Annotated in this window: 17 protein-coding genes and 1 pseudogene; 11 read left to right on the top strand and 7 right to left on the bottom strand. The window is 69.5% G+C overall.

All coding sequences use genetic code 11. The features are described from left to right. The first annotated feature begins 18 nt into the window (after window positions 1-18). The 3 genes from KZ686_RS17255 (at window position 19) to KZ686_RS17245 (ending at window position 6,449) form a co-directional block, all read left to right on the top strand. Window positions 19-1,071, top strand: a complete 1,053-nt coding sequence (locus KZ686_RS17255) for a damage-inducible protein (protein ID WP_265634477.1) — start codon at window positions 19-21, stop codon at window positions 1,069-1,071. After that, complete coding sequence (locus KZ686_RS17250; protein ID WP_265634475.1) at window positions 1,004-2,698, top strand: Y-family DNA polymerase; 1,695 nt, start codon at window positions 1,004-1,006, stop codon at window positions 2,696-2,698. The genes KZ686_RS17255 and KZ686_RS17250 overlap by 68 nt, the downstream gene beginning before the upstream one ends. A 319-nt stretch (window positions 2,699-3,017) precedes the next feature. Next, window positions 3,018-6,449: an error-prone DNA polymerase gene (locus KZ686_RS17245; protein ID WP_407648608.1), complete on the top strand. Its 3,432-nt coding sequence runs from the start codon at window positions 3,018-3,020 to the stop codon at window positions 6,447-6,449. Between the two features lie 121 nt (window positions 6,450-6,570). Here KZ686_RS17245 and KZ686_RS17240 read toward each other — a convergent pair whose 3' ends face one another. Both KZ686_RS17240 and KZ686_RS17235 read right to left on the bottom strand, forming a co-directional pair. Continuing rightward, the gene (locus tag KZ686_RS17240) at window positions 6,571-8,097 is read right to left on the bottom strand and encodes a M81 family metallopeptidase (protein ID WP_265634471.1); all 1,527 of its coding nucleotides are present in this window, start codon (window positions 8,095-8,097) and stop codon (window positions 6,571-6,573) included. A gap of 226 nt (window positions 8,098-8,323) precedes the next feature. Beyond that, window positions 8,324-9,658: an MFS transporter gene (locus KZ686_RS17235; RefSeq protein WP_407648588.1), complete on the bottom strand. Its 1,335-nt coding sequence runs from the start codon at window positions 9,656-9,658 to the stop codon at window positions 8,324-8,326. Between the two features lie 325 nt (window positions 9,659-9,983). Between KZ686_RS17235 and KZ686_RS17230 the strand changes: the two genes are divergently transcribed. From KZ686_RS17230 to KZ686_RS17215, 4 genes are all read left to right on the top strand, one after another. Then, a complete protein-coding gene (locus tag KZ686_RS17230; RefSeq protein WP_149318074.1) occupies window positions 9,984-10,979 on the top strand; it encodes a LysR family transcriptional regulator in 996 nt (331 codons plus the stop codon). Window positions 10,980-11,242: 263 nt separating this feature from the next. Next, window positions 11,243-12,826, top strand: coding sequence for an MFS transporter (locus KZ686_RS17225; RefSeq protein ID WP_265634469.1), 1,584 nt, complete (start codon window positions 11,243-11,245; stop codon window positions 12,824-12,826). Then, complete coding sequence (locus KZ686_RS17220) at window positions 12,826-13,488, top strand: TetR/AcrR family transcriptional regulator (RefSeq protein ID WP_149318075.1); 663 nt, start codon at window positions 12,826-12,828, stop codon at window positions 13,486-13,488. The genes KZ686_RS17225 and KZ686_RS17220 overlap by 1 nt, the downstream gene beginning before the upstream one ends. Before the next feature lie 253 nt (window positions 13,489-13,741). Then, complete coding sequence (locus KZ686_RS17215; protein ID WP_265634467.1) at window positions 13,742-14,560, top strand: hypothetical protein; 819 nt, start codon at window positions 13,742-13,744, stop codon at window positions 14,558-14,560. Between the two features lie 70 nt (window positions 14,561-14,630). On the opposite strand, the gene KZ686_RS17210 is transcribed toward KZ686_RS17215, so the two are convergent. Further along, on the bottom strand, window positions 14,631-15,647 hold the full coding sequence (locus KZ686_RS17210) for an aldo/keto reductase (RefSeq protein WP_407648607.1): 1,017 nt from the start codon (window positions 15,645-15,647) through the stop codon (window positions 14,631-14,633). A 157-nt stretch (window positions 15,648-15,804) separates the two neighbouring features. Continuing rightward, window positions 15,805-16,740, bottom strand: a complete 936-nt coding sequence (locus KZ686_RS17205; RefSeq protein WP_149318078.1) for a LysR family transcriptional regulator — start codon at window positions 16,738-16,740, stop codon at window positions 15,805-15,807. A 133-nt stretch (window positions 16,741-16,873) separates the two neighbouring features. On the opposite strand from KZ686_RS17205, the gene KZ686_RS17200 reads away from it, so the two are divergent. From KZ686_RS17200 to KZ686_RS17185, 4 genes are read left to right on the top strand one after another with little or no spacing between them, the layout of a single operon-like run. After that, the gene (locus KZ686_RS17200; RefSeq protein WP_226105229.1) at window positions 16,874-17,104 is read left to right on the top strand and encodes a DUF3311 domain-containing protein; all 231 of its coding nucleotides are present in this window, start codon (window positions 16,874-16,876) and stop codon (window positions 17,102-17,104) included. A 10-nt stretch (window positions 17,105-17,114) separates the two neighbouring features. After that, window positions 17,115-18,497 carry a sodium:solute symporter family protein gene (locus KZ686_RS17195; RefSeq protein ID WP_265634462.1) on the top strand — a complete coding sequence of 461 codons (1,383 nt, stop codon included), beginning with the start codon at window positions 17,115-17,117 and terminating at the stop codon, window positions 18,495-18,497. Between the two features lie 52 nt (window positions 18,498-18,549). Then, window positions 18,550-20,205, top strand: a complete 1,656-nt coding sequence (locus tag KZ686_RS17190; RefSeq protein ID WP_265634460.1) for an amidohydrolase — start codon at window positions 18,550-18,552, stop codon at window positions 20,203-20,205. After that, window positions 20,202-21,248 carry a CobW family GTP-binding protein gene (locus KZ686_RS17185; RefSeq protein WP_265634458.1) on the top strand — a complete coding sequence of 349 codons (1,047 nt, stop codon included), beginning with the start codon at window positions 20,202-20,204 and terminating at the stop codon, window positions 21,246-21,248. The genes KZ686_RS17190 and KZ686_RS17185 overlap by 4 nt, the downstream gene beginning before the upstream one ends. A gap of 48 nt (window positions 21,249-21,296) precedes the next feature. Here KZ686_RS17185 and KZ686_RS17180 read toward each other — a convergent pair whose 3' ends face one another. From KZ686_RS17180 to KZ686_RS17170, 3 genes and pseudogenes are all read right to left on the bottom strand, one after another. After that, on the bottom strand, window positions 21,297-23,243 hold the full coding sequence (locus tag KZ686_RS17180) for a TRAP transporter large permease (protein ID WP_265634456.1): 1,947 nt from the start codon (window positions 23,241-23,243) through the stop codon (window positions 21,297-21,299). 283 nt (window positions 23,244-23,526) lie between these two features. Beyond that, a pseudogene (locus tag KZ686_RS17175) lies at window positions 23,527-24,085 on the bottom strand (TRAP transporter small permease subunit); the annotation flags it as partial. Between the two features lie 16 nt (window positions 24,086-24,101). After that, window positions 24,102-25,226, bottom strand: a complete 1,125-nt coding sequence (locus KZ686_RS17170; RefSeq protein WP_149318084.1) for a TRAP transporter substrate-binding protein — start codon at window positions 25,224-25,226, stop codon at window positions 24,102-24,104. Between the last annotated feature and the right edge of the window lie 212 nt (window positions 25,227-25,438).

Genomic DNA, 25,438 nt, shown 5'->3' with positions numbered 1-25,438 from the left:
AGAGACGTTGAAAACACAATGATTGCGTCATCACCTGCCGTCACGTTACCGCCTGCCGCTGCCGTCACGTCGCCTCCTTCCCTCCCGGAACCCCCGCTGGATCGCCAGCGCGCGCTGGCCGAGCTGGAACGGCGCCATCCCGACCTGTGGCGGGCCGGCCAGCTTGGCCGTGCCGCGTCGCTGCCGGTATGGCCGACCGGCTACGACACGCTGTCGGCGCAGCTGCCGGGCGGCGGCTGGCCGGTCGGCGCGGTGACCGAGCTGCTGGTGCCGGACAGCGGCGTCGGCGAAGTCCGCCTGTTGCGGCCGGCCTTGCAATCGCTGGCCGAGGCCGGGCGCCGGCTGGTATGGGTCGGCGCGCCACATGCCCTCAATGCGCCGGCGCTGGCCGCCTGGGGATTGCCGGCACGGCAGGTGTATTGGATCCGTGCGGGCGAGGGGCAGGAGGGTGCCGAGGGCGCGGCTCGCCAGGCCGCCTCCAGGGGCAGGCGCCTGGGGCGCCAGGCCGGCCAGGCCGCTCGGCAAGCCGTTCAGCAGGCCACCAGGCAGGCCGATCTGCTGTGGGCCGCCGAGCAGGTACTGCGCAGCCAGGCCTTCGGCGGCGTGCTGGTGTGGCTGCCTTCGGCCCGTCCCGAGGCGGTGCGGCGCCTGCAGGTGCTGGCCCAGGCCAGCGAGGCGGTGGTCTGGGTCTGCCGTCCGGCCGCGGCCTTGCGCGAATCGTCGCCGGCGGTGCTGCGGCTGCTGCTGTCGCCGCTGCCCGGCAATGCGCTGTCGATCGTCTTCCACAAGCGGCGCGGGCCGGTGCGCGATACCCCGCTGATCCTGCCGCTCGGCGCGATGCCGGCGGTGCCGGCCGGGCGTTCGGCGCTGTCGGCATCGGTATTGGAATCGACATCCGGATCGACATCCGAGTCGATGTCCGAGTCGAGGTCCGAGTCGAGGTCCGGATCCGCTCATGAATCCGCCAACGAGTCTCCCCACGAGTCCCCTCACGAGTCCGACCATGCCGTTCTGGATCGCGGTGCATCTGCCGCGCCTGCCGCTGGACGCGCTGCACCCCAGCTGGCCTGAGGCCGCGGGCACCGCCGGCATCGCCGGCACGCTCAGCCATGCGGTGCCGACGGTCGTGCTGGAGCAGGAACGGGTGGTGCTGGCCAACCGGCCGGCGATGGCGCTGGGCGTGTCCGCCGGCATGCGGCGCGGCGGCGTGCAGGCGCTATCGGCCGAGGTGGTGCATCTGGAGCGCGACCCGGCCGCCGAAGCGCAACTGCTGACCGCCGCCGCGCTGGCCCTGCTGCGCTTCACGCCGCAGGTCACGATGGACGAGGCACTCGGCCCCCCCACCGTCGCGCTTGACGTGACCGCCAGCCTGCGCCTGTTCGGCGGCCATCGCGCGCTGTGCCGCGCGGTGCGCGCCTGCATCCGCAGCCTCGGCACCTTCGCGCAGATCGGCTGCGGCACCACCGCCCATGGTGCCGCCTGGCTGGCCGCGATGCCGCTGCGGCTCGGGCGCCGCGGCCAGGTGCTGCGCCCCGCGCGGCGCGCGGTGCGCAGCGAGCGGATGGCGCGGCTGCTGGACCGGCTGCCGGTCGAGATGCTGGCGAGCCTGGCCGATCCGCGCTGGCTCGATGGCATCGGCTGCCGCACCGTCGGCGAGGTCCGCTGGCTGCCGCGCGCGGGCCTGCAGCGCCGGCTCGGCACGGAGCTGCTGGCGCGGCTGGACCAGGCCTATGGCGAGACGCCGGCGCGCCTGGGCTGGTTCACCGCGCCGCCGACCTTCGCCGAACGGATGGAGTTGCCGGGACGGACCGAATCGGCCGCCGGCGTGCTGGCCGGCGCCCAGCGCCTGCTGCAGGCGGTGGCCGGCTGGCTGACGGCGCATCAGGCCGGCGTCACGCGCTTCGTGCTGCGGCTCGAACACGAACGCCAGCGGCGCGACGCCGCCATCGCCGCCACGCCGGTGACGGTCAGCCTGGCCCAGCCCAGCCGCGATCCGGTGCATCTGTCCCGGCTGCTGCAGGAAAAGCTCGACCGGCTGCAGTTCGAGGCGCCGGTGGTCGGCCTGATGCTCAAGGTCGACACCGTGGCCGAATGCCTGCCGCAGAGCGACACGCTGTTTCCCGAGCCGGGCGGCGGGCAGGCCGAACTCGGCCGCGTGCTCGATACCCTGGTGGCGCGGCTGGGCCGCGAGAACGTGTTGCAACCGCATCCGCTGGCGGACCATCGGCCCGAATGCGCCAACCGCTGGCGGCCCGTCGACGAAGCCGGCACGGGCCGCGCCAACGCGTCGCCGCGCGGTTCGGCGCCGCGCATTTCGTCGCCGGGAGTTTCATCGCCGGGGGTTTCATCGCGGGGAGTTTCGACGCCGGGAGCTTCGACGCCGCGAGGGGCGGCGCCCCGCGTTTCGACGCCGGCTCCGGCCGATCCCGCCTTGCCCGACCGTCCGCTGTGGCTGCTGGAGCCGCCGCTGCGCCTGCCGGTGCGCCGGCATCGCCCCTGCCACGGCAGCCCGCTGACGCTGCTGTCCCGGCCCGAACGCATCGAGTCAGGCTGGTGGGACGGCGCCCTCGCCACGCGCGACTACTTCATCGCCGAACGAGGCGACGGCCTGCGCTGCTGGATCTACCGCGAACGCCCCGGACGCGAGGGGGAGGAGGAAGGGGAGTACCGGTGGTTTTTGCATGGGTTGTTTGGGTAAGGACAGCGCATATGCCGAAAACGATAGCTCCGCTCGCCATCTGTTGGACGCCGGCGAGAGAGAAATAGCCTCCTTCGGGGGGCCATCGTTTTTTCTGTGGCTGGGGCAACGGGACGGACGACGACAAGGCACGCAGGCTCGCACCGCAATTCATCTTGCCTTCACGCTTGCCGATACTGTATAAACATACAGTATCGACCCCAGGCATTCCCCTCGCAGTGCTGTGTCCCAAGCTCCACCCCAGTCCCCGTTTTCCGCGTCTTCGTTGCCGCCATCGCTTGCCTCGCTGCTGCTTGGCAGCCTGCCGGACTACGCGGAGCTGCACTGCATTTCCAACTTCACCTTCCTGACCGGCGCCTCCCATCCGGAGGAACTGATCGAACGGGCGCTGGCGCTCGGGTATCGCGGGCTGGCGTTGACCGACGAGGCGTCGGTGGCCGGCACGGCGCGGGCGCATCACGCGCTGAAGACCCTGCGCGAGCGGACTCGCGAGGCGGTGGAGCGCAGTGCGGCGCGGCTGGCGAGGATGGCGGCGGGCGGCGCTGCCGATGACACGGACGACGATGACGAGGACGACGATGACGACAACGAAATGTGGCTCGCGGCGCCATCGTCAGGCCCGGGGGCAGCCGCTGCCGTGGCCGATTCGCCGGCAGGCGGGGCGGTCCAGCCGGAGTTCCTGCGCCGGCATGCGCGCCTGCTGGCCCGGGCCGAGGCGGCCGAAGCCTTCCGGCTGCTGATCGGCAGCCGCATGACGCTGCAGGCGGGCGAGGGCGGCCTGGGTTTGCGGCAGCGGGGTGACCCGTCCGAAGTCCCATCCGAAGTCCCATCCGAAGTCCCGTCCGGTATCCGGCTGATCCTGCTGGCGCAGGACCGCGAAGGGTTCGGCAATCTGTGCGAGCTGATCACGCTCGGACGCCGGCGGGCCGACAAGGGCAGCTACCAGCTGTACCAGCACGACATCAGCGATCCCGCTCCGGAGGAAGCGCATCTGCGCGGCATGCCGCATTGCCTGGCGCTGCTGCTGCCGGACTACTGCGCCGACCCGGAGACGCTGCGCGCCCAGGCGCAATGGTGCCGCGCGATCTTCGGCGAGCGCGTCTGGATCGCGCTGGAACTGCTGCAGGAACATGCCGACGCGCTGCATCGCGAGCGGCTCGAAGCGGTGGCCGCCGACACCGGCGTGCCGCTGGTGGCCGCCGGCGCGGTGCAGATGCATGTGCGCTCGCGCAAGCCGTTGGCCGATGTGCTGACCGCGATCCGGCTGGGCCAGCCGCTGGGCGCCTGCGGCATGGCGCTGGCGCCCAATGCCGAGCGCCATCTGCGCATGCGGCAGCGGCTGTCGCGGCTCTATCCGCGCGAGGCGCTGGCGCAGACGATCAAGATCGCCCAGGCCTGCGACTTCTCGCTCGATACGCTGCGCTACGAATATCCCGAGGAACTGGTGCCGAAGGGCCATACGCCGAGTTCGTACCTGCGCCAGGAGACGATGGCCGGCGCCGCGCAGCGCTATCCCGACGGCGTCCCCGCCACGGTGCGGCAGCGGCTGGAGGACGAGTTCGCGCTGATCGAGGAAAAGGGCTACGAGCATTTCTTCCTGACGGTCTACGACATCGTCCGCTTTGCCCGCGGCAAAGGCATCCTGTGCCAGGGCCGCGGCTCGGCTGCGAACTCGGTGGTCTGCTACTGCCTGTACATCACCGAGGTCAGCCCCGAGCAGACCAATCTGCTGTTCGGCCGCTTCATTTCGCGCGAGCGGGACGAGCCGCCCGATATCGACGTCGACTTCGAGCACCAGCGGCGCGAGGAGGTGATCCAGTACATCTACCAACGATACGGCCGCCATCGCGCCGCGCTGGCGGCGACGCTGATCACCTATCGCGCCCGCAGCGCGCTGCGCGACGTCGGCCGCGCGCTCGGCATCGACCCCGGCGTGGTCGAGCAGGTGGTCAAGGGGCAGGCGTGGTGGGAGAGCGGACACAGCTTCGTCGAACGCATTTCGCGCTACGGGCTCGACCCCGATTCGCCGGCGGTGCGCCAGTGGGCCAGCCTGGTGATGCAGCTGCGCGGCTTTCCGCGCCATCTGTCGCAGCACGTCGGCGGCTTCGTGATCGCGCGCGACAAGCTGTCGCGGCTGGTGCCGATCGAGAACGCGGCGATGGAGAACCGCAGCGTGATCCAGTGGGACAAGGACGATCTCGAATCGCTGGGCCTGCTCAAGGTCGATGTGCTGGCCCTGGGCATGCTGACCGCGATCCGCCGCGCGCTGGCGATGATCCCGAATCCCGCGCATCCGGAGCTGCCCTGCCGCATGGAAGACATCCCGCAGGACGACAAGGACACCTACGAGATGCTGTGCAAGGCCGACACCATCGGCGTGTTCCAGGTCGAGTCGCGCGCGCAGCAGTCGATGCTGCCGCGGCTGCAGCCGCGCAAATACTACGACCTGGTGGTCGAGGTCGCGATCGTGCGGCCGGGGCCGATCCAGGGCGGCATGATCCATCCCTATCTGAAGCGGCGCGAGATGGTCCGCCGCACCGGCAAGCTGCCGACCTATCACAACGAGGTGATCCGCCGCGTGCTGGGCCGCACGCTGGGCGTGCCGATCTTCCAGGAGCAGGTGATGCAGCTGGCCATCGACGCTGCCGGCTTCACGCCGGGCCAGGCCGACCAGTTGCGCCGCTCGATGGCCGCGTGGCGGCGCAAGGGCGATCTGAAGCGCCACCAGGACGCGCTGATCAAGGCGCTGACCCGCAACGGCTATCCGGAGGCGTTCGCGCAGGCGATCTGCAAGCAGATCGAGGGCTTCGGCGAGTACGGCTTCCCGGAAAGCCATGCCGCCAGTTTCGCCAAGCTGGTCTATGTCAGCGCCTGGATCAAGCACCATCATCCCGCGGCCTTCCTTTGCGCCCTGCTGAACAGCCAGCCGATGGGTTTCTATTCGCCGTCGCAACTGGTGCAGGACGCGCGCCGCCATCGAGTCAGGTCGCTGCCGCCCGACGTGACGGTCAGCGGCTGGGAAAGCGTGCTGGAGAACGATGCGGTGCGGCTCGGCCTGAACCGGGTCAAGGGCATGCGCGAGGCCGCCGCGCTGCGGATCGAACAGGCCCGGCTGGAGCGGCCCTTCGCCAGCGTCGAGGACCTGGTGCTGCGCGCCGGCCTCGATCGGCACGATATCGACGTGCTGGCCGCGGCCGATGCGCTGCGCTCGCTGGCCGGCCATCGCCGCCAGGCCCGCTGGCAGGCCCGCGCCGCGGCGGTGCAGGCCGCGCATCGCGATCTGCTGCACAGCGCGCCGCCGGCCGAGGGTGCGCTGGCGCTGCCGGCGCCGAAGCTGGGGCAGGAACTGGTGGACGACTACGCCAGCCTGGGGCTGTCGCTGAAGGCCCATCCGCTGACGCTGCTGCGCCGGCGGCTGGCGGGGATGGGCTATGCCACCGCGCGCGACCTGGCCGGGCTACCCAATGGCCGGCGGGTGCGCGCCTGCGGCATCGTCACCGTGCGCCAGCGGCCCGGCACCGCCAGCGGCACGATCTTCTCGTCGATCGAGGACGAGACGGGCTCGATCAACGTGATCCTGTGGCCCGACCTGGTCGACCGCCAGCGCAAGGAGGTGCTGGGCGCGGCCTTGCTCGGCGTGGTCGGTACCTGGCAGCGGCAGGGCGAGGTCCGGCATCTGATCGCGCAGGAACTGGTCGACTTGAGTCCGCTGCTGGGCCGGCTGGTGGCGGGCAGCCGGGATTTTCACTGAATCACCAAAGCCACCGAACCCGCGCCTTCGCGGGGACGAAGCGGATCAGGCGCGGATCATGCGCGCATCATGCGATATCGGCCACCATGCTGTCGTCCCCGCGAACGGCGACCCGGTGTCTTCAAACATCTCCACGCGACCCCGCGAAAGCCGGTCCCAGTGGCCGCAACCGCAATCCCGCCGGCAGCTTCTTCCACGGCAGGTCGGCCGGATCGGCCAGCAGCGGACCCGGCGCCTTGGCCACCAGCACCGCCTCGGCGATCGGCTGGAAGTCGGCGCGGAAATGCACCGAGCTCTTGTTGACCAGGATCTTCATCCGCTCGGGCTCGACGCCGGCCATCCGGTACAGATTGCGATCGAGCATCTGGGCCTTGCCGGCGCTGACCACCACCTGCACGCCGCCGATCGTCAGCCGCGCCGCCGGGCCGACGTCGACGTCCATGCCCTTCATCATCGGACCGTCGAAGCGGCAGCGGCCGTCGGACAGCTGCGCGACGCGGAAGGTGGCCTCGAACGGCGCGTCGCCCGGTACGCCGGACTGGCCGCCGAGCGCAATCGTGATGTCGCTGCCGACGCCGGCGGCATGCGCGGCGCGCACGGCCTCGGGATCGACGATCAGCCCGATCGCGGCATCGGTGGCGCCGGCGCGCACCAGCGCGCGCAGCATGCCGGTCGTGTTCGAGTCGCCGCCGGCGCCGGGGTTGTCCTGCGTGTCGGCGATCACCACCGGGCGGCTCGCCGCTTGCGACAGCCGCATCGCTTCCTGCACCGCCTCGTCCGGCGTCAGGAAGGGCACCGCCCACTGCGCCTCGCGCGCGACCACGGCGTCGGTCAGCGCGGCGACCGCCTGCTCGATGCGCGCCGCGTCGTCGCCATAGCCCCACACCACGCCGCCGCACTCGGCGAAGTCCGCCGCCGGAAAGCCCGGCGTGAACGACAGCGACACCACGCCGTCCAGTTCGCGTTCGAGCTCGTCGAGCAACGCGTAGATGCCGCGCGCCGGTTCGAGGAAGGTGCACTGGCCGTTGATCGGAATCAGGAAGGGCAGGCGCCGCGCGGCACGATGCAGCGGGCGGCTGTTGCCCGCGGCGAGCAAGCGTTGCAGCAATTGCGCCGCGCGCGCGCCGGTGTCCGCCATGTCGACGTGCGGATAGGTGCGGTAGGCAACCAGCGCGTAGGCGTTGTCCAGCATGCGCTGCGTGACGTTGGCATGCAGGTCGAGGCTGGCGACGATCGGCACGCCGGCGCCCACCACGGCCCGCAGCCGCGCCAGCAACTCGCCTTCGCCGTCGTCGTGCGCGTCGGTGACCATCGCGCCATGCAGGTCCAGATAGATCGCATCGGGCCGCTGCGCGCGCGCGGCGTCGACGATCTCGCCGGCGATGCGTTCGAACGCGTCGGTGGCCACATGCGCCGAAGGGCTGGCGCCGGCCCAGATCACCGGCAGCAGTTCTGCTTCACCGCGCGTCAGCTCACCGATCGCGCGCAGGAAGCCGCCCGCCGGGATGTTGACGTCGCGCAGCGCAAGCACGTCGGCGCCGCGCACCATCGCGGGAAAGCCTTCGCCGCGGACGAAGTTGTCGTAGTGAGCCTTCGAAGGCGCGAAGGTATTGGTCTCGTGCTGGAAACCGGCGAGAAGGATGCGCATGGATCGGTAGTCGGTCAAATCGAAACGTGGAAACGGAGCGGGGAGCAAGCAAGGCCACCGTACGCATCAGCGCGCCGCGGAGCGCATCAGCACATCGCGGCACGCATCAGCGCACCACAGCGGCCGTCAGCGCACCGCAGCGGCCGTCAGCGCACCGCAGCGGGCATCAGCGCACCGCAGCGAGCATCAGCGGACTGCGGCGGCCGTCAGCGCACCGCAGCGAGCATCAGCGGACTGCGGCGGCCGCGCGGTCCTTCGGCAGCCGGTTCAGCAGGATCGCGAGGCCGCCCGCGGCCAGCAGCGCCACCATCGCCAGCAGCCCGCCCTCGAGCGAACCGGTCAGGTCCTTGACCGCGCCGATCAGCGTCGGGCTGACGAAGCCGCCCAGCAAACCCAGGCTGTTGATCAGCGCGATGCCGCCCGCCGCGGCGGTGCCCTGCAGATATTCGGACGGGATCGCCCAGAACACCGTGTACGCGGCCCACATTGCCGCGGTCGCGACGGTGATGCTGAGCAGCGACAGCGTCAGGTTGTCGGCGGTGAAGGCCGCGACCGCCAGCGTGGCGGCACCGACGAAGGCCAGCGTCGCGCTGTGCCAGCGCCGTTCCTGATGGCGGTCGGAGCTGCGCGCCGCCAGGAACATCAGGATCGCGGCGGCGACGTAAGGCAGCGCCGAATACATGCCGATCGCCATCGTGCTGGTCACGCCAGCGCCCTTCAGGATCGTCGGCAGCCAGAAGCTGACCGCGTAGATGCCGCTGATCAGGCAGAAGTAGCCGAAGGCCAGCGCATAAATGCGCGGATCGCGCAGCACCGTCGCAAAGCTGTGATGGCCGCCGCCGGCGCGCGCGGCGCCGATGTCGTGCGCCAGCAGCCGGCGCTCGTGGTCGGACAGCCAGCGCGCCTGCGCCGGTGTGTCGTCCAGAAAGAAGTAGGCGACCACGCCGAGCAGCACGCACGGCAGCCCCTCGATCAGGAACATCCATTGCCAGCCGGCCAGGCCGTGCGAGCCGGCCAGCGCGGTCATGATCCAGGTCGACACCGGACCGCCCGCCATGCCGCCGATCGGGCCGGCCAGCATCACGATCGCCATCACGCGCGCCATGCGGGCGCCGCCGTACCAGTAGGTCAGATAGAAGATCATGCCCGGCGCGAAGCCGGCCTCGAACACGCCGAGCAGGAAGCGCAGCGCGTAGAAGCTGTGCGCGTCGCGCACGAACAGCATGCAGGCCGAGGTTGCGCCCCACAGCACCATGATGCGGCTGATGGTCTTGCGCGCGCCGATCCGTGCCAGCAGCAGATTGCTCGGCACCTCGAACATGACATAGCCGAGGAAGAAGATGCCGGCGCCCAGCCCGTAGACCGCGTCGCTGATGCCGACGTCCTGCTGCATCTGCAGCTTGGCGAAGCCGATGTTCACGCGGTCCAGATAGGCGAACACGTAGCACAGCAGCAGGAAGGGCAGCACGCGCAGGCTGATCTTGCGATAGATCGGCGCCAGCGCGTCGGGCGTGGCGGCCATCGCGTCCGATGGATTCCACGAGGTGGTGGTCTGTTGCATCGATGTCTCCGGGTGCCGCGGGGCACGGTGCGGGGTTGGCAGGACGGGCGCTTGTTATGAAGTTGTTGTGCTGTGGTCGTGCAGTTGTTGTCCCGTTCGGCAGGCGTTCGCGACGAGGGCGGCGCCGGCCTTCGCGCATTGTTGCCAACGCGGCCGTTGAGGAACAATAGCCATCGCTGTACGATTCCGTTGCTTTTTGGTCAACGCTCCGGTCAACGCTTGGCGGACGCTGGACGATCAACGCTGGACCATCAACGCTGGACGGTCAACGCTGCTGGCCGCCACGACGCCCCCGCATGCAGACAACGTTCGAAGGAAACACCCCGTGCCCGTATCCCCCGACCCGAACCGCGACGGCGCTTTGCCGGCCGGACTCAGCGAACGCAGGCTGCGCTATTTCTATGCGGCCGTGGCCGCCGGCTCGATCCGCGCCGCCGCCGACAAGCTCGATGTCGAACCGTCGGTGATCAGCCGGCAGATCCAGCAGCTCGAAGGCGAACTCGGCGCGACGCTGCTGGAGCGCCGCGGCCGCGGCGTGATGCCGACCGAGGCGGCCCAGCTGGTGCTCGACCACTACCGCGAGCGGCTCGCCGGCGAGGAGACGCTGCTGGCCCGGCTGCAGGAGCTGAACGGGCTCCAGCGCGGGCAGATCCATATCGTCGCCGGCGAGGGCTTTATCGACGAGCTGATCCACGCGGTGCTCAACGAGTTCTGCCAGCGCTATCCGAAGATCCACGTCACGCTGGAACTGATGAACGTCAACGAGGTGGTGCGCGCGGTCGCCGAGGATCGCGCCCACGTGGGCCTGGCCTATGCGCCGCCGCCGGAGCCGACGCTGCGCGTGCTGACGGCGCGGCGCCAGCCGGTCTGCGTGATCGCGCGCCCCGATCATCCGCTCGCGCGTCGCGGCAAGGCGCTGACCGTCGCGGACATCCTGCCGTATCCGGTCGGCCTGATGACGCCCGGCTTCGGCCTGCGCCAGGTGATCCAGCTGGTCGAGCTGACCGAGAAGGTCCGCTTCACCGCGGCGCTGACCACCAACTCGATCGCGGCGCTGAAGCACTACGCCAGCACCGGCCTGGGCGTGACCTTCCTGCCGGCGCTGGCGGTCGCGCGCGAGCTGGGCGACCAGCTGGTGGCGCTGCCGGTGCGCAACGCGGTGCTGGAGGCCGCCGACGCGCAGCTGATCGTGCGCGACAAGCGGCCGCGCTCGGCGGCGGTCAAGCGGCTGCTCGACTATCTGGCCGAGATGACGGTGCTGCGCGCCGACGGGCAGGGCGGCGCGCGGACTAGCCGGGTCCGCCACCGCCGCACGGTTTGAGTCGCACGGCCTGGGTCGAACGGCTTGAGCCGCAAGGCTTGCCGCACTGGCTGCGGGACACGCCGGCTCGGGCCGGCCCGTGGGGGGCGCCGGCATGTGTCCCTAAAGCGACATGACAACACAGAAGTGGACATTGTCCATTTGTGTGCTATGGTTGTGAACGCTGTACACAACTGCGCGGAATGCCCGCGCGTCAATGCTCCCGTCAATGCTCCCGAAGCAAAGAACCCAAACAAAAACCAGGAACCGCAAAAGGACACGCCATGCAGCACACACTCGATGACCGCAAGCGCTGGCTGGCGCTGATGGTCCTATGCCTGGGCGAGCTGATGATCGTGCTGGACACGACCATCGTGAACGTCGCCCTGCCGTCGATCCGCAACGAGCTCGGCTTCACCGAGACCGCGCTGGTCTGGGTCGTCAACGCCTATATGCTGACCTTCGGCGGCTTCCTGCTGCTCGGCGGCCGGCTCGGCGACCTGTTCGGCCACCGCCGGCTGTTCCTGCTCGGCATCACGCTGTTCACGCTCGCGTCGCTGGCCTGCGGCGTAGCGCAATCGCAGGGCCTGCTGGTCGCCGCGCGGGCGGTGCAGGGGGTCGGCGGCGCGGTGGTGTCCGCGGTGGCGCTGTCGCTGATCATGGACCTGTTCTCGACGCCGTCCGACCGCGCCAAGGCGATGGGCGTCTACGGCTTCGTCTGCGCGGGCGGCGGCAGCATCGGCGTGCTGCTCGGCGGCCTGCTGACCAGCGCCTTGAGCTGGCACTGGATCTTCCTGGTCAATCTGCCGATCGGCGTCGCGGTCTACGCGCTGTGCCTGGCGCTGATTCCGAATCTGCCCGGCTCCGCGAACGGACAGCGGCTCGACGTCGGCGGCGCGGTGACCATCACGGTGTCGCTGATGCTGGCGGTCTATGCGGTCGTCAATGGCAACGAGGTCGGCTGGCTGGCCACGCAGACCGTGTCGATGCTCGGCATCGCGGTGGCGCTGCTGCTGGTGTTCCTGCTGATCGAGTCGCGCGTCGCGCATCCGCTGATGCCGCTGGGCCTGTTCCGGCTGCGCAATGTCGCGGTGTCAAACGTGGTCGGCGTGCTGTGGGCCGCGGCGATGTTCGCCTGGTTCTTCATCTCGGCGCTGTACCTGCAGCTGGTGCTGGGCTACACCCCGATGCAGGTCGGGCTGGCGTTCCTGCCGGCCAATCTGATCATGGCGGCGTTCTCGCTGGGCCTGTCGGCGCGTCTGGTGATGCGCTACGGCGTGCGTGCGCCCCTGGCCGTCGGGCTGCTGCTGGCGGCGCTGGGCCTGCTGCTGTTCGCGCGCGCGCCGGTCGACGGCGGCTTCGTCGTTGACGTGCTGCCCGGCATGCTGCTGCTGGGCCTGGGTGCCGGCATCGCGTTCAATCCGGTGCTGCTGGCGGCGATGAGCGACGTCAAGCCGAGCGATTCCGGCCTGGCGTCGGGCGTGGTCAATACCTCCTTCATGATGGGCGGCGCGCTCGGCCTGGCGGTGCTGGCCAGCCTCGCGGCGGGCCGCACCGCGGGCGTGGCCGCCGCCGGCAGCGCGCCGGCCGAGGCATTGAACGCGGGATATCACGCTGCCTTCCTGGTCGGCGCGGTGTTCGCGCTGGTGGCGGCGGTGCTCGGCGGCATGCTGCTGCGCACGCGCACCGCGCCGGTATCGGTGACGCCGGAAGGCGCCGAGGCGGCGGCCGATGGTGCCGCCGGTGGTGCGGTCGATGGTGTTTCCGGTGGTGTTTCCGGTGGTGTCGCCGGCAGTGTCGCCAGCGGTGCCCCCGATCATGCGCCCAACACGGGCATGGCCGCGCCCCAGGGCGGCCATGCAGCCTGATGGTTACCGCGTTGAAGTTCGCCGTCGAGCCGCCGCCGCGCTCGACCTATCGCCACGGCGATCTGCGTCGCGCGCTGATTGACGCCGGCATCGCGCTGGCCAGCGACGGCGGCCCCGACGCGGTCGTGCTGCGCGAGGCCACGCGCCGCGCCGGCGTGGTGCCCAATGCCGCCTACCGGCATTTCGCCAACCGGCAGGCGCTGTTCGAGGCGGTACGCGCCGCGGCGCTGGCCGCGCTGGCGGTGGCAATGGAAGCGGAGCTGGCCGCAGCGGCCGCGCAGGTCGACGGCAACGATCCGGTTGCGAAGGCCCGCGCCAACCTGCGCGCCATCGGCGCCGGCTACCTGAAGTTCGCGCAGACGCAGACGGGTTTGTTCCGCACCGCCTTCGCCACGCCGACGATGGTGGAAGACGATCGCGATCCCGCCAAGGCCGGGCCCAGCGGCCTGAATCCCTTCCAGCTGCTTGGCGCCGCGCTGGACGCGCTGGTCGCGACCGGCGTGCTGCCCGCCGAGCGGCGCCCGGGGGCCGAGTACCTGGCCTGGTCGGCGGTGCACGGGCTGGCGCTGCTGATCATCGACGGGCCGCTGCGCCATGCCGACGAAGCGCAACGGATTGCGCTGGGCGAGCGCGTGCTGGCGATGGTGGAGAAAGGGCTGTAGCCGGCGGTCCGGTCTGACGTTAGCCTGGGTCCCGCCGCTCGTTGCGAGCGGGATGGCGACGTGGATGGCGGCGTGGATGGCGAGGTGGATCTGGACGTAGATCGCGACGTCATTGCGACCGCAGGCTTCGGTTCACACTCGCATGGCGATGCGGTAACTCATCGCTATGCGCACATTCCGCACACGTTTCCAGTAGTCCGCGTCCGCAATGCCGGCAAAGATGGCGCGTGCATTTCACTCGACGAGGACGCATATGTTCACCGTACTGAAATCGTGGTTCCTTGGCGTCCGCGCGCCGCTGTATCTCTCCGCCACACCCGCCACCGGGCGCCTGACGCTCGCCGAGCAGCAGAACGACGAGGTCTCCATCGCGTTCATCCGCGCCGATGTCAACGCGCCGGCCACCGCGGCGCGCGGGCACGGAATGGCCATCGTGGAGATCTACCGCAGCAGGCAGAGTCGCGCGGAATACCTGGCCGAGTGGCTGGCGGCGCAGGCCGAGATCGGCGGGCACGTGCGGTCTTCCACCGCCGGCAACTGCCCCGGCGACACAGGCAGGCAACTCCCGGCGGGCAACGGCGGCTGCAATACAGGCGGGCAACTCCCGGCCGGCAATAGCCCCGGCGACACAGGCAGGCAACTCCCGGCGGGCAACGGCCGCTGCGATACAGGCGGACAACTCCCGGCCGGCATTAGCCGCAGCGATACAGGCGGGCAACCCTCGGCTGGCTGCGGCGAACGGCGCGTCGCCACGGCATCGCACGATCGGCGCGAAGCGTTACGCCCGCACGCTCGACGCAATGCGCCGGCGCGGCCGCTTCGTCCCGCCCGGTTCCGCGGCCCGCAGCGGTCCAGGGACACCAGCACGGACCTCGATCGTCCCGCCCGGATTCATCCGCCAGGGATGGAACCCTGCCTGCCGAAGCACGCCGTGCACATCTCCCGTTGCATGACCGAACTGGGCCAGGACGAGCCGTCGGGGGCCGCCGGGATGGTCAGCATCGGGACGTTGGCGGGGGTCGAGGCGCTGGGACTGTCCCGCTCGATCCAGGACTTGGGGCGAGGGTGGTGAGGCGCCCCCGGCGAGCCGCCATGCCGCAAGAGGCCGCAGCGCTGCGGGAGCGCCGGGCCGCACGGCTGCGCTAGCCCGCCGCCACCTTCACCGGCCGCCCCGTAAACGGATAGCTCGGGTCGGTATAGCCCGGCGTGGACGGGTGTCCGGGCGCCACCAGCGCATCGACCATCGCTTCTTCCTCGGGCGACAGCGCCGCGCCGATCGCGCCGAAATAATCCTCGAACTGCGCCAGCGTGCGCGGGCCGGCAATCACCGAGCTGATCAGCGGGTTGGCCAGCACCCATGCGGTCGCGAACTGGCCGGCGGTCAGGCCGCGGCCCTCGGCGTGGGCCTTCAGCTGCTGCGCGATGACCAGCGATTCCTCGCGGAATTCGGTCTGCATCATGCGGCGATCGGCGCGTCCGGCGCGGGTGCCGGCCTGCGGCGGTTGTCCCGGCACGTACTTGCCGGTCAGCACGCCGCGCGCGACCGGGCTGTAGGGCACTACGCCGAGCCCGTAGTATTCGCAGGCGGGCAGTATCTCGACCTCGGGCATCCGGTTCAGCAGGTTGTAGTAGGGCTGGCACGCTGCCGGCCGCGGCACGCCCAGCTGATCGCACAGCCGCGCGATTTCCGCGATACGCCAGCCGCGGAAGTTCGACACCGCCCAGTAGCGGATCTTGCCGTCGCGCACCAGATCGCCCATCGCGCGCACCGCCTCCTCGAGGTTCTCGTCGGCGAAATCGCGGTGCAGGTACAGGATGTCGATGTAGTCGGTCGCCAGCCGGCGCAGGCTGTCCTCGACCTCGCGCAGCATCCAGACGCGCGAGTAGTGCCCGCGGTTCGGCGCCGAGCCCATCGCGTTGCCCAGCTTGGTGGCGAGGATCCATTCCTGCCGATCGGCCTCGATCAGCCGGCCCACCATCTGCTCGGAGCCGCCCTTGCTGTAGACGTCCGCGGTGTCGATGAAATTGACGCCATGGTCGCGCGCGCTGGCGACGATGCGGCCGGCCTCGGCCTCGTCCGTCTGGTCGGCGAACATCATGGTGCCCAGGCACAGCGCGGACACCTTCAGATTGCTGCGGCCCAGGCGGCGGTATTCCATCTTGAATTCGGACGTGGCGGACATGGGATTCCTCGTATGAGAAGGGACAGGGAAGAAGAGGGAAGCGGAAGCGGAAGCGAAGAGGGCGCAAGCCGGTGGGCACCGGTGGATACGAAAGGGCAAGGATACAACGGGCAGCGCCGATGGCGCAGGGCGTTCACCGGCGCGTCGCCGACCCGGCCGGCTCCGCCGACACCGTCTTCCACTGCGCCCGCGTGAACGCGTACAGCGATTCCAGCGCCGGCGACAGCGAGCGCGCCGCCATGCGCGCGATGCCATAGCGGCCGCGCCGGCGCGCATCCGGCGGCATCGGCACCTCCGCCATCCGGCCCTCGGCCCGCTCCTGCCGCGTGATGGACAGCACGCCGAACAGCAGCGTATCGGTGGTCAGCGCCACGCTGCGCAACACGTCGAGGTTGTCGCAATGCAGGGTGATCAGACGGTCTGGCGCGGCCTCCGGTCCCCACAACTCGATCAGCTGCCGGCCGATGATGGCGCTCAGCGTGGTCGACGCGACCGGATAGGCGCGGATCGCCTCGATATCGAGCCGGCGCTTGCGCAGGATCGGATGGCCCGCGCGGCAGACCAGGCCGGCGCTCAGCTCGCCCAGTGTTTCCAGCTCGATGTCGTCGGCGGCGCGCAGCACGTAGGCATCGCCGACGATCGCGTCGATCGCTTCGCTGCGCAGCTGCTCGAGCAGCGCGCTGGTGGCGCCGGTCTCGGTGCGGACACGGATGCGCGGATGGGCCTGCGCCATATGCGCGAGGAAGGGCGTGAGCAGCAGCGCGGCCGGCGCGGGCGCCATGCCGATCGCCAGCGAGCCTTCCTCGCCGCCGCGCAGCAGGTCCAGGTCGCGCCGCAACTGCCGCTCTTCGAGCCTGATGCGCCGCGCGCGCTCGGCCACCAGTTCACCGAACACCGTCAGCCGCGCGCGCCGTGCGCCGCGGTCGAACAGTTGCGCCTTCAGTTCGTCCTCGAGCGCCCGAATGCTGCGGCTCAATGCCGGCTGGGTCAGATGCACGGCCCGCGCGGCCTCCGAGAAGGTGCCGTGCTCGACCACCGCCAGCAGGTGAAGCAGCTTCTGCGTATCCATGCCGATCCGTTATGGAAGTCGTTCGATATTTGCATTTGAATCATACATCGCGGCTCCCTATGATGGCTCCACAACAAGAGCGGGCGACCCCTCGGCGCACCGCAAACCGGCCATCGGACCACGGAGACAAAGCATGCTCAAGCTGTTCATCGGTCTCGGCATCCCGTACCTCGGGGTGATCGGACTCCTGCCCTGGGTGGCGTCCGTCGAGCGCTTCGTGCTCGGCGTTCCCTTCATCTACGCCTGGATCTTCGCGTGGTTCGTGTTGACCTCCGGCTGCATGCTGCTGTGCTGGCTGCTGTTCGACCGCCACGCGTCCGACGATGCCGCCGGCGATGCCGAAGATGCGCGGCATCGCGCCTGAAGGAGCCGCCATGACCACCGCGGTATTCCTCGGCTTCATCGCGTTCTCCCTCTACCTCGCGATCCGCTCCCGCCAGGGACGCGGGGCGCAGAGCGTGCACGACTTCTTTGTCGCGTCGCGGCAGTTCGGCGCCTATCTGGTCTTCTTCCTGGCGGCCGGCGAGATCTACAGCATCGGCACGATGGTCGGCTTTCCCGGCGGCATCTACGCCAAGGGACCGACCTACGGCATCTGGTTTCTCGGCTATATCCTGCTGGCGTACCCGCTGGGCTATTTCCTCGGCCCGCGCATCTGGCGCGCCGGCGCGCGCTACAACGCGATCACGTTGCCCGACCTGTTCAAGGGCCACTACGGCAGCCGCGCGCTGGAGCTGATCGTCGCCGCCTCGTCCATCCTGTTCCTGCTGCCCTGGGGCCAGCTGCAGTTCACCGGCCTGGTGGCCGCGCTCAAGGGCCTGGGCTGGCATTTCGATCCGCTGCACCTGGTGCTGATCTCCGCGGGGCTGGCCTTTACCTATATCGCCATCTCGGGCGTGCGGGCCTCGGCCTACATCGCGATCCTGAAGGACGTGCTGATGGTGGTCGCGATCGTCGCCACCGGCGTGGCGGTGGGCTGGAAGGCCGGCGTCGGCGAGGTCTTCCATGCGGCCAGCATGCAGGTCAGCAATCAGATGAGCGACACGCAACTGCGCTTCTCGATGAGCACCATGCTGTTCCAGGCGCTGGGCTTCTACATGATGCCGTTCGCGGTGCAGAACTTCTTCACCGCGAAGAGCGCCAACACGATCCGCCGCACGCAGGTTGCCATGCCGCTGTACATGCTGATGTATCCCTTCCTGGTGCTGGCGTCCTACTACGCGATCAGCCAGAACCTGCAGCTGGCCTCTCCGAACGAGGCGTTCTTCGCCGCGGCGGTGCGCCTGCTGCCGGACTGGCTGCTGGGCCTGGTGACTGCCGGCGCGGCGTTGTCGGGCCTGCTGGTGCTGGCCGGCATCTGCCTGGCCATCGGGCCGATCGTCGCGCGCAACCTGCTGCCGGGCCTGCCCGAGCAGCGGCAGAAGCAGGGCGCCAAGGTCGTGATCGCGATCTACCTGGTGCTGTCGATCGTGATGACGCTGGTCACGCCGAACCTGATGCTGACGCTGATCAATACCACCTACTACGGCGTCACGCAGTTCTTCCCCGGCGTGATGGCGATCCTGTTCTCGTGGAAGGTCAGGCCGCTGGCGATCGCGCTGGGCATTCTGAGCGGGCAGGGGCTGGCGATCGCGCTCTATGTGCAGCAGGCCGATTTCGGCGGCATCAACGTCGGGCTCGTCAGTCTCGCGGTGAACCTGCTGGTGACGGCGCTGGTGAACCTGGTCCCGCGGCCGGCGCGCATGCAAGCGGCATGACCTCCTCCAGGACCTCGCTTCCTCGCCAGACCTCCCACCTTTTCACGCAACGATGACTCCTCACGAAACGGCGCGCACGCAAATATTCCAGACGCGCAAGATCCTCACGATGAATCCCGCGCAGCCGCATGCGACCCATGTGGCGGTGCGCGACGGCAGGATCGTCGCGGTCGGCGAACGGGGCGACATGGCGCGCTGGGCGGATGCCGATGTCGACGACACCTTCCGCGACAAGGTGCTGATGCCGGGCCTGGTCGAAGGCCACTGCCATCTGATGGAAGGCGCGATGTGGGAGGCGGTCTATGTCGGCTACTTCGATCGCCGCGACCCCGACGGCCGGCTGTGGCGCGGCCTGCGTACGCTCGATCAGGTCATCGACCGGCTCGCCAGCGCTGCCGCTCGCTTGCCCGATGCCGACACGGCGTTGCTCGCCTGGGGCTTCGATCCGATCTACTTCGGCGCCGGCCGCCTCGGCGTGCAGCAACTGGACCGGGTCTCGGCCACGCGTCCCATCGTCGTGATGCATGCCAGCGTGCATCTGATGAACGTCAATTCGGCAATGCTCGCGCTCGCCGGCATCGACGAGGACACCGATATCGAAGGCGTGCACAAGGACGCGCAGGGCCGGCCCACCGGCGAATTGCAGGAGTTTGCGGCGATGTTCCCGGTCCACCGCGTGATCGGCAAGGGCCTGTCACTGGCGGCGGCCGAAGACCCGCAGGCGGTGCGCCGCTTCGGTCGGGTGGCGCAACTGGCGGGCGTCACCACCGCGACCGACCTGGTCAGCGACCTGTCGCCGGCGGGGCTGGACACGCTGCGAACCGTCACCGCCGACGAGGCCTTTCCGCTGCGCATCGTGCCCGCCTTCGCCCCGCAGCGCAATCCGGATGGCGGTGCCGAGCGCGTGCATGCCGCCGCGCGGACGGGCAGCGACAAGCTGCACTTCGGCCCGGTGAAGTTCATCGTCGACGGTTCGATCCAGGGCTTTACCGCGCGCCTGCGCGCGCCCGGGTACGTCGGCGGCCAGCCCAACGGCCTGTGGCTGATTCCGCCGGCCCAGCTGCTGGACTGCTTCACGCCGTTCCATCTGGCCGGCCTGCAGCTGCATATCCATACCAACGGCGACGAGGCCACCGAGGTCGTGCTGGACGCGCTGGAGGCGATGCTCGCCCGCCATCCGCGCGCGGATCATCGGCACACGCTGCAGCACTGCCAGCTCGCCGATGCCGCGCAACTGGCGCGCGCCGCGCGGCTCGGGCTGTGCATCAACTTCTTTTCGAACCATCTGTACTACTGGGGCGAGGCGCACGCCAGCCAGACCGTCGGCGCGCAATGGGCCGCGCGGATGAACCCCGCGCGCTCCGCGCTGCGGCTCGGCATTCCGGTCGCCATCCATTCCGATGCGCCGATCACCTCGCTGAACCCGCTGTTCACCGCATGGTGCGCGGTGCAGCGCCAGACGGCGGAGGGCCGCGTGCTGGGCGAGGGGGAGCGGCTGAGCGTCGGCGAGGCCTTGCACGCGATCACGCTGGGCGCCGCGCATACCCTGCATCTGGACCACGTGATCGGCAGCATCGAGCCCGGCAAACTTGCGGATTTCGCGGTGCTGGAGGACGACCCCAGCGCCGTGGCGCCGCAGGACCTGAAGGACCTCCGGGTCTGGGGCACGGTGCTGGGCGGGCGCGTCTTTCCGGCGCCGGCACGATGAACGCCCCGCCGCCCATTCCTCTGGTGGTCGTCGGCGGCTATCTGGGCGCGGGCAAGACCACGCTGCTGAACCGGCTGCTCGCCCATGCGCAGGGGCGGCGGATCGCCGTGCTGGTCAACGACTTCGGCGAGATCAATATCGACGCGGCGCTGATCCGCGCGCGCAGCGACGACGTGATCCAGCTCGAGAACGGCTGCATCTGCTGCTCGATCGGCGGCCGGCTGGCCGATGCGCTGCTCGCCATCGCAGCGCGAGCCGAGCGTCCCGACCTGCTGGTGATCGAGGCCAGCGGGGTGTCGGATCCGCAGCGGATCGCGCAGATCGGCCTGCTCGATCCGGCGTTCCGGCTCAACGCGGTGGTCGTCGCGGTCGACGTGGCGGGAGTAACCGATGCCCTCCGCGATCCGCTGGTCGGCGACATGGTGCGGCGGCAGATTGCCGGCGCGTCGGTGCTGGCCCTGACCAAGGCCGATCTGGCGGACGCGGCCACCGTCTCCGCCGTTGTTGCATCGGTCGGTGAACTGGCGCCGCGGGCTGCCGTGCTGACCGCACGGCATGGCGATCTGCCGCTGTCGGTCTATCTGGACCGCCTGGACCATCTGGATCCTCAGGACGCCGGGCCGCCGCTCGCGCCGACCGTGGGCCCCGCACCGACCGGGCCCACCGCGCCCACTGCGCCCACTGCGCCCAACGCGCGCACCGCGTCCGGCGTGTTGCTCTCGCGTGGGAGCCGGCACTGGACCCGCCCCGACGCGCTGCATGCGGGCATCCTGACCTTCTCCTACCGGACGGACCGGGCGTTCGACAAGGCGGCCCTGCGGCAGGCGCTGAAGACGTTGCCGGTGCGACTGCTGCGAGCCAAGGGCCTGGTGGCGTTCGATGGCGATCCGCGCGCGCATGCGGTGCACCTGGTGGCGGGGCGGATGCGGGTCGAGCCCGCCGGACACGCGCCGCAAGACGGTTCGGCGCTGGTCTTCATCGGCCCCTTCGATGCGGCCGACAAAGACACGGTGCGCGGCTGCCTCGACGCGGCGCTGGCATGATGCGCCGGCGACGGCGCACCGATGGCTTGCCCACGGCTGGGCGTCGGCTTACTGATACAACACCTTCGGCAGCCACAGCCCGATGTCCGGGAACATGTACAGCAGCACCAGCGCCACCACCTGGATCGCCATGAACGGCAGCATGCCCCCGAAGATCTGGTTCAGCGTGACATGCGGCGGGGCCACGCCCTTCAGGTAGAAGGCGGCCATCGCGACCGGCGGCGACAGGAAGGCGGTCTGCAGGTTCAGCGCGACCAGCAGGCCGAAGAACAGCGGATCGATGCCGAAGTTGTCCAGCAGCGGCACGAAGATCGGCATGAAGATGATGATGATCTCGGTCCATTCCAGCGGCCAGCCCAGCAGGAAGATGATCACCTGGGCCAGGATCATGAACTGCAGCGGCGTCAGGTCCATCGACATCACCCACTGCTCGACCAGCGCCTGCCCGCCCAGCAACGCAAACGCGGCCGAGAAGATCGACGAGCCGACGAACAGCCAGCAGACCATCGCGCTGGTCTTGGCGGTCAGGAACACCGACTCCTTGACCACGCCATAGTTGAGCTGGCCGTAGGCAGCCGCCAGCAGCGTGCCGCCGAGAGCGCCGACCGCCGCCGCCTCGGTGGGCGTGGCAAGGCCGAACACGATCGAGCCGAGCACGGCCAGGATCAGCACCGCCAGCGGGAAGAACGACGACAGCAGCTGCTTGAAGATCTCCATGCGCGCGAAGTCGAAGCGCCAGTAGAAGTAAGCCATCGCCACGCAGACCACGGCCAGCGTGATCCAGAACCAGTTTGGTACCTGCGGCGCGGTGGCCGGCGGATTGGCCGTGTCGGCACCGGGAGGGCTGGGCGCTGCCGCGCCGGGGCTCGGTGCGGCGCCGGCCGGCGGCGATTCGGCAGCCGGCGTGGCGGGGCCGGCCGGGGCCGCGGCTGCGGCCGGCGCGCTCTCCTCGCTCGGCGGCGGCGCCAGCGTGTCGAGCCCGGCGGATTCTTCGCTGCTCGCCGCGCCCAGCTCCATCAGCGTCGAGTCGATCGCCGCCGGCGGCGCGGCGGTGACGCCGGCATAGATCGAACCCATCAGCAGCGCCACCACCAGCGCAGGCAGGACCGCGATGCCGAACTGGCGCATCAGCTGGCCGGTCGGGATGGCGGCGTTGCGGCGGCCCTTGAGCGCCGTGATCAGCGCGGGCAGGGCGCGCGCGCCGATGGTGTCGCGCAGCCGCTGCTGCAGCGGCGGCAGCGGGACCTCGCGCTCGGCCATCGGCAGCGGCGGGGCGAGCCGCGGCCGCAGCTTGGCCAGCAGGATCACGTAGAGCAGGTAGAGGCCCGTCAGCATCAGGCCGGGAAAGAAGGCGCCCGCATACAGCTGCACCACCGACACGCCGGCGGTCGCGCCATAGACGATCAGCAGCACCGACGGCGGAATCAGGATGCCGAGGCAGCCGCCCGCGGTGACCGCGCCCGCCGACAGCGACGCGCTATAGCCGGCGCGCAGCATCGCCGGCAGCGCCAGCAGCCCCATCAGCGTGACCACCGCGCCGACGATGCCGGTCGCCGTCGCGAACACGGCGCAGGTGATCACCGTGGCGACGGCCAGCGAGCCCGGCAGCCAGGCCAGCGCCAGATGCAGGCTGCGGAACAGCCGCTCGATCAGGTTGGCGCGCTCGACCAGGTAGCCCATGAAGACGAACAGCGGCACCGAGATCAGCACGTCGTTGGTCATCACCGCATAGGTCCGCTGCACCATCAGGTCCAGCGTCTGCTGCACGGCGATGTTCGGATCGGCATGGCGATAGGCGAGCCAGGCGAACAGCACGCCCATGCCCATCAGCGTGAACGCGGTCGGAAAGCCGAGCATGATCGCGGCGACGATCAACGCCAGCATCAGCAGGCCGAGATGGCCATTGGTCCATTCCGAAGGCGACGGCATCAGGATGAAGACCGCCGCGACGATCATCACCATCAGCGTGGCGCCGAACCACAGTTCCTTTCTCATCGCGGCGCTCCGTCGGTTTCGCGCGCTGGCTTGTGTTCGCGGTCGTCGCGATCGTCGCGATCGTCGCGCAGGCCGCGTGGATCGAGACGATCGCGCGGATCGCCCGGGCCCGCATCGGGCGCAGGCGCATCGCGTCGGTCGGTTGCATCGCGGCCGCCGCCCTCATCGCGTTGATTCCGTTCAACGCTTTCATCGGCACCATCGCGCTCATTTCGCTCGTCCCGCGCTGCGCCACCCTCCGCGACCGCCGGCGTCGCCACCGTCCCCGCCGCGGCTTCGGCGCTGACCATCTGCTTGAGCTTGTCCACGTCGACTTCCTCGACGTCGCCCTCGCGCATCGGCCAATGGCCGCGCTTCAGGCAGATCACGCAGCGGATCGTCTCGGCCACCCCCTGCAGCAACAGCAGGGCGCCCGCGACCGGAATCACCGCCTTGAACGGATAGATCGGCGGACCGTCGGCCGCGATCGACGAGTGCTCGTTCTGCGCCAGCGAGACCTCGAAGAAATCGATGCCGGCCCAGGCCAGCGCGATCACGCCGGGGAAGAAGAAGGCCAGATACAGCACCAGGTCGATGCCGGCCTGCGCGCGCGGCGGCAGGAAGCCATAGAGGATGTCGCCGCGTACATGCCCGCGCTTGGCGAGCGTATAGGCGCCGGCCAGCATGAACAGCGCGCCGTACAGCATGTTGCTGGCGTCGAACACCCAGGCGTGCGGTGCCGACAGGGCATAGCGCGAGAACACCTCGTAGCTGATCATCAACGTCAACGCGACGATCAGCCACGAGGCGGCCTGACCGATCAGGGTGCTGATCCTGTCGATCGCAAGCAGCAGGGATTGCACGATCGCGCCCCGCTGGTCAGCTGCGCTTGCTGAAGTAGTGCGTGGCGGCCATCCGGTAATCGACGTTGGTGTCGTTCTGCCAGCGGGTGCTGCGCTGCGCGAACGCCTTCATCGAGTCGTTGACCTTCTTGAACATCGGGTTTTCCTTTTCCTTGCGCGCCACCACTTCGTCCCAGATCTTCAGCTGCGCCTGCAGCACCGAATTGGGCGTCGCGTAGAACTTCACGCCCTGCTGCTGCAGCGCCTGATAGTCCTTCGAGTAGCGGTCGATCGCCTTCATCGACATGTCGGCCGATGCCGCGTCCACCGCGTTGGCGATCAGCGCGCGCAGCTTGGGCGGCAGCGCGTCGTAGCGCTTCTTGTTGAACAGGATCTCGAACTGTTCCGAGCACTGGTGGAAGCTGCGCAGCATGCAGACCTTGGACACGTCCTGGAACCCCAGCGCGCGATCGGAGCTGGCGTTGTTGAACTCGGCCGCGTCCAGCAGGCCGCGGTCCAGCGCCGGCACGATCTCGGCCCCGGGCAGCGCGTTGACCGCGGCGCCCAGTCCCGTGAAGATGTCGATCGACAGGCCGACCGTGCGGAACTTCAGGCCCTTGAAGTCCTCCGGCTTGGTGATCGGCTTCTTGAACCAGCCGAGCGGCTGCGTCGGCATCGGTCCGTACAGGAAGGACACCACGTCCAGGTTCAGGCTGCGGTAGATCTCCTGCTGCAGCTCCTTGCCGCCGCCGTATTTGTGCCAGGCGAGCAGCATGTTCGGATCCATGCCCCAGGCCGGTCCCGAACCCCACAGCGCCAGCGCGGAGTTCTTGCCATACCAGTAGGCGATCACGCCGTGGCCGCCGTCGAGCGTGCCCTTGCTGACCGCGTCGATCAGATCGAACGCCTTGACCACCGCGCCGGCCGGCAGCAGTTCGATCTTCAGCTCGCCGCCCGACATGTCGTTGACCTTGGCGACGAAGTCGCCGGCGAACTCGTGAAAGATGTCCTTGCTGGGCCAGGTGCTTTGCCAGCGCATCGTGATCGGACCCTGGGCCTTGACGATCGCTGGAAATCCCAGCGCCGTTGCACCGACCGCAGCCCCCGCCCCGCCCAGAAATCCCCGTCGCGATACCGCACCGCGCTTGTTTTTCGCTGCCATGCTGTCTTCCCCCTTGCTGCTGTTGACGACACCGGAGGCAGCGCCGCGAGTGCGCCAGCCTCGAACCGTTGATGCGACGTCTGGAATTGCGATGCGGTGGCCGGCCCGGTGGCGACTCTGCCGAATTGGAAGGGGGCGGCGTGCAAGTGGTTTGTAATTGACTTCATGTTAGGAATTGCAACCAAGCGCAACAATGTAGGGATTACCCGTGA

The organism is Cupriavidus cauae (assembly GCF_026210475.1).
GTDB lineage: Bacteria > Pseudomonadota > Gammaproteobacteria > Burkholderiales > Burkholderiaceae > Cupriavidus > Cupriavidus cauae.
The sequence above is the reverse complement of the archived record's forward strand: the minus strand, read 5'-3'. Positions and strand labels throughout refer to the sequence as shown.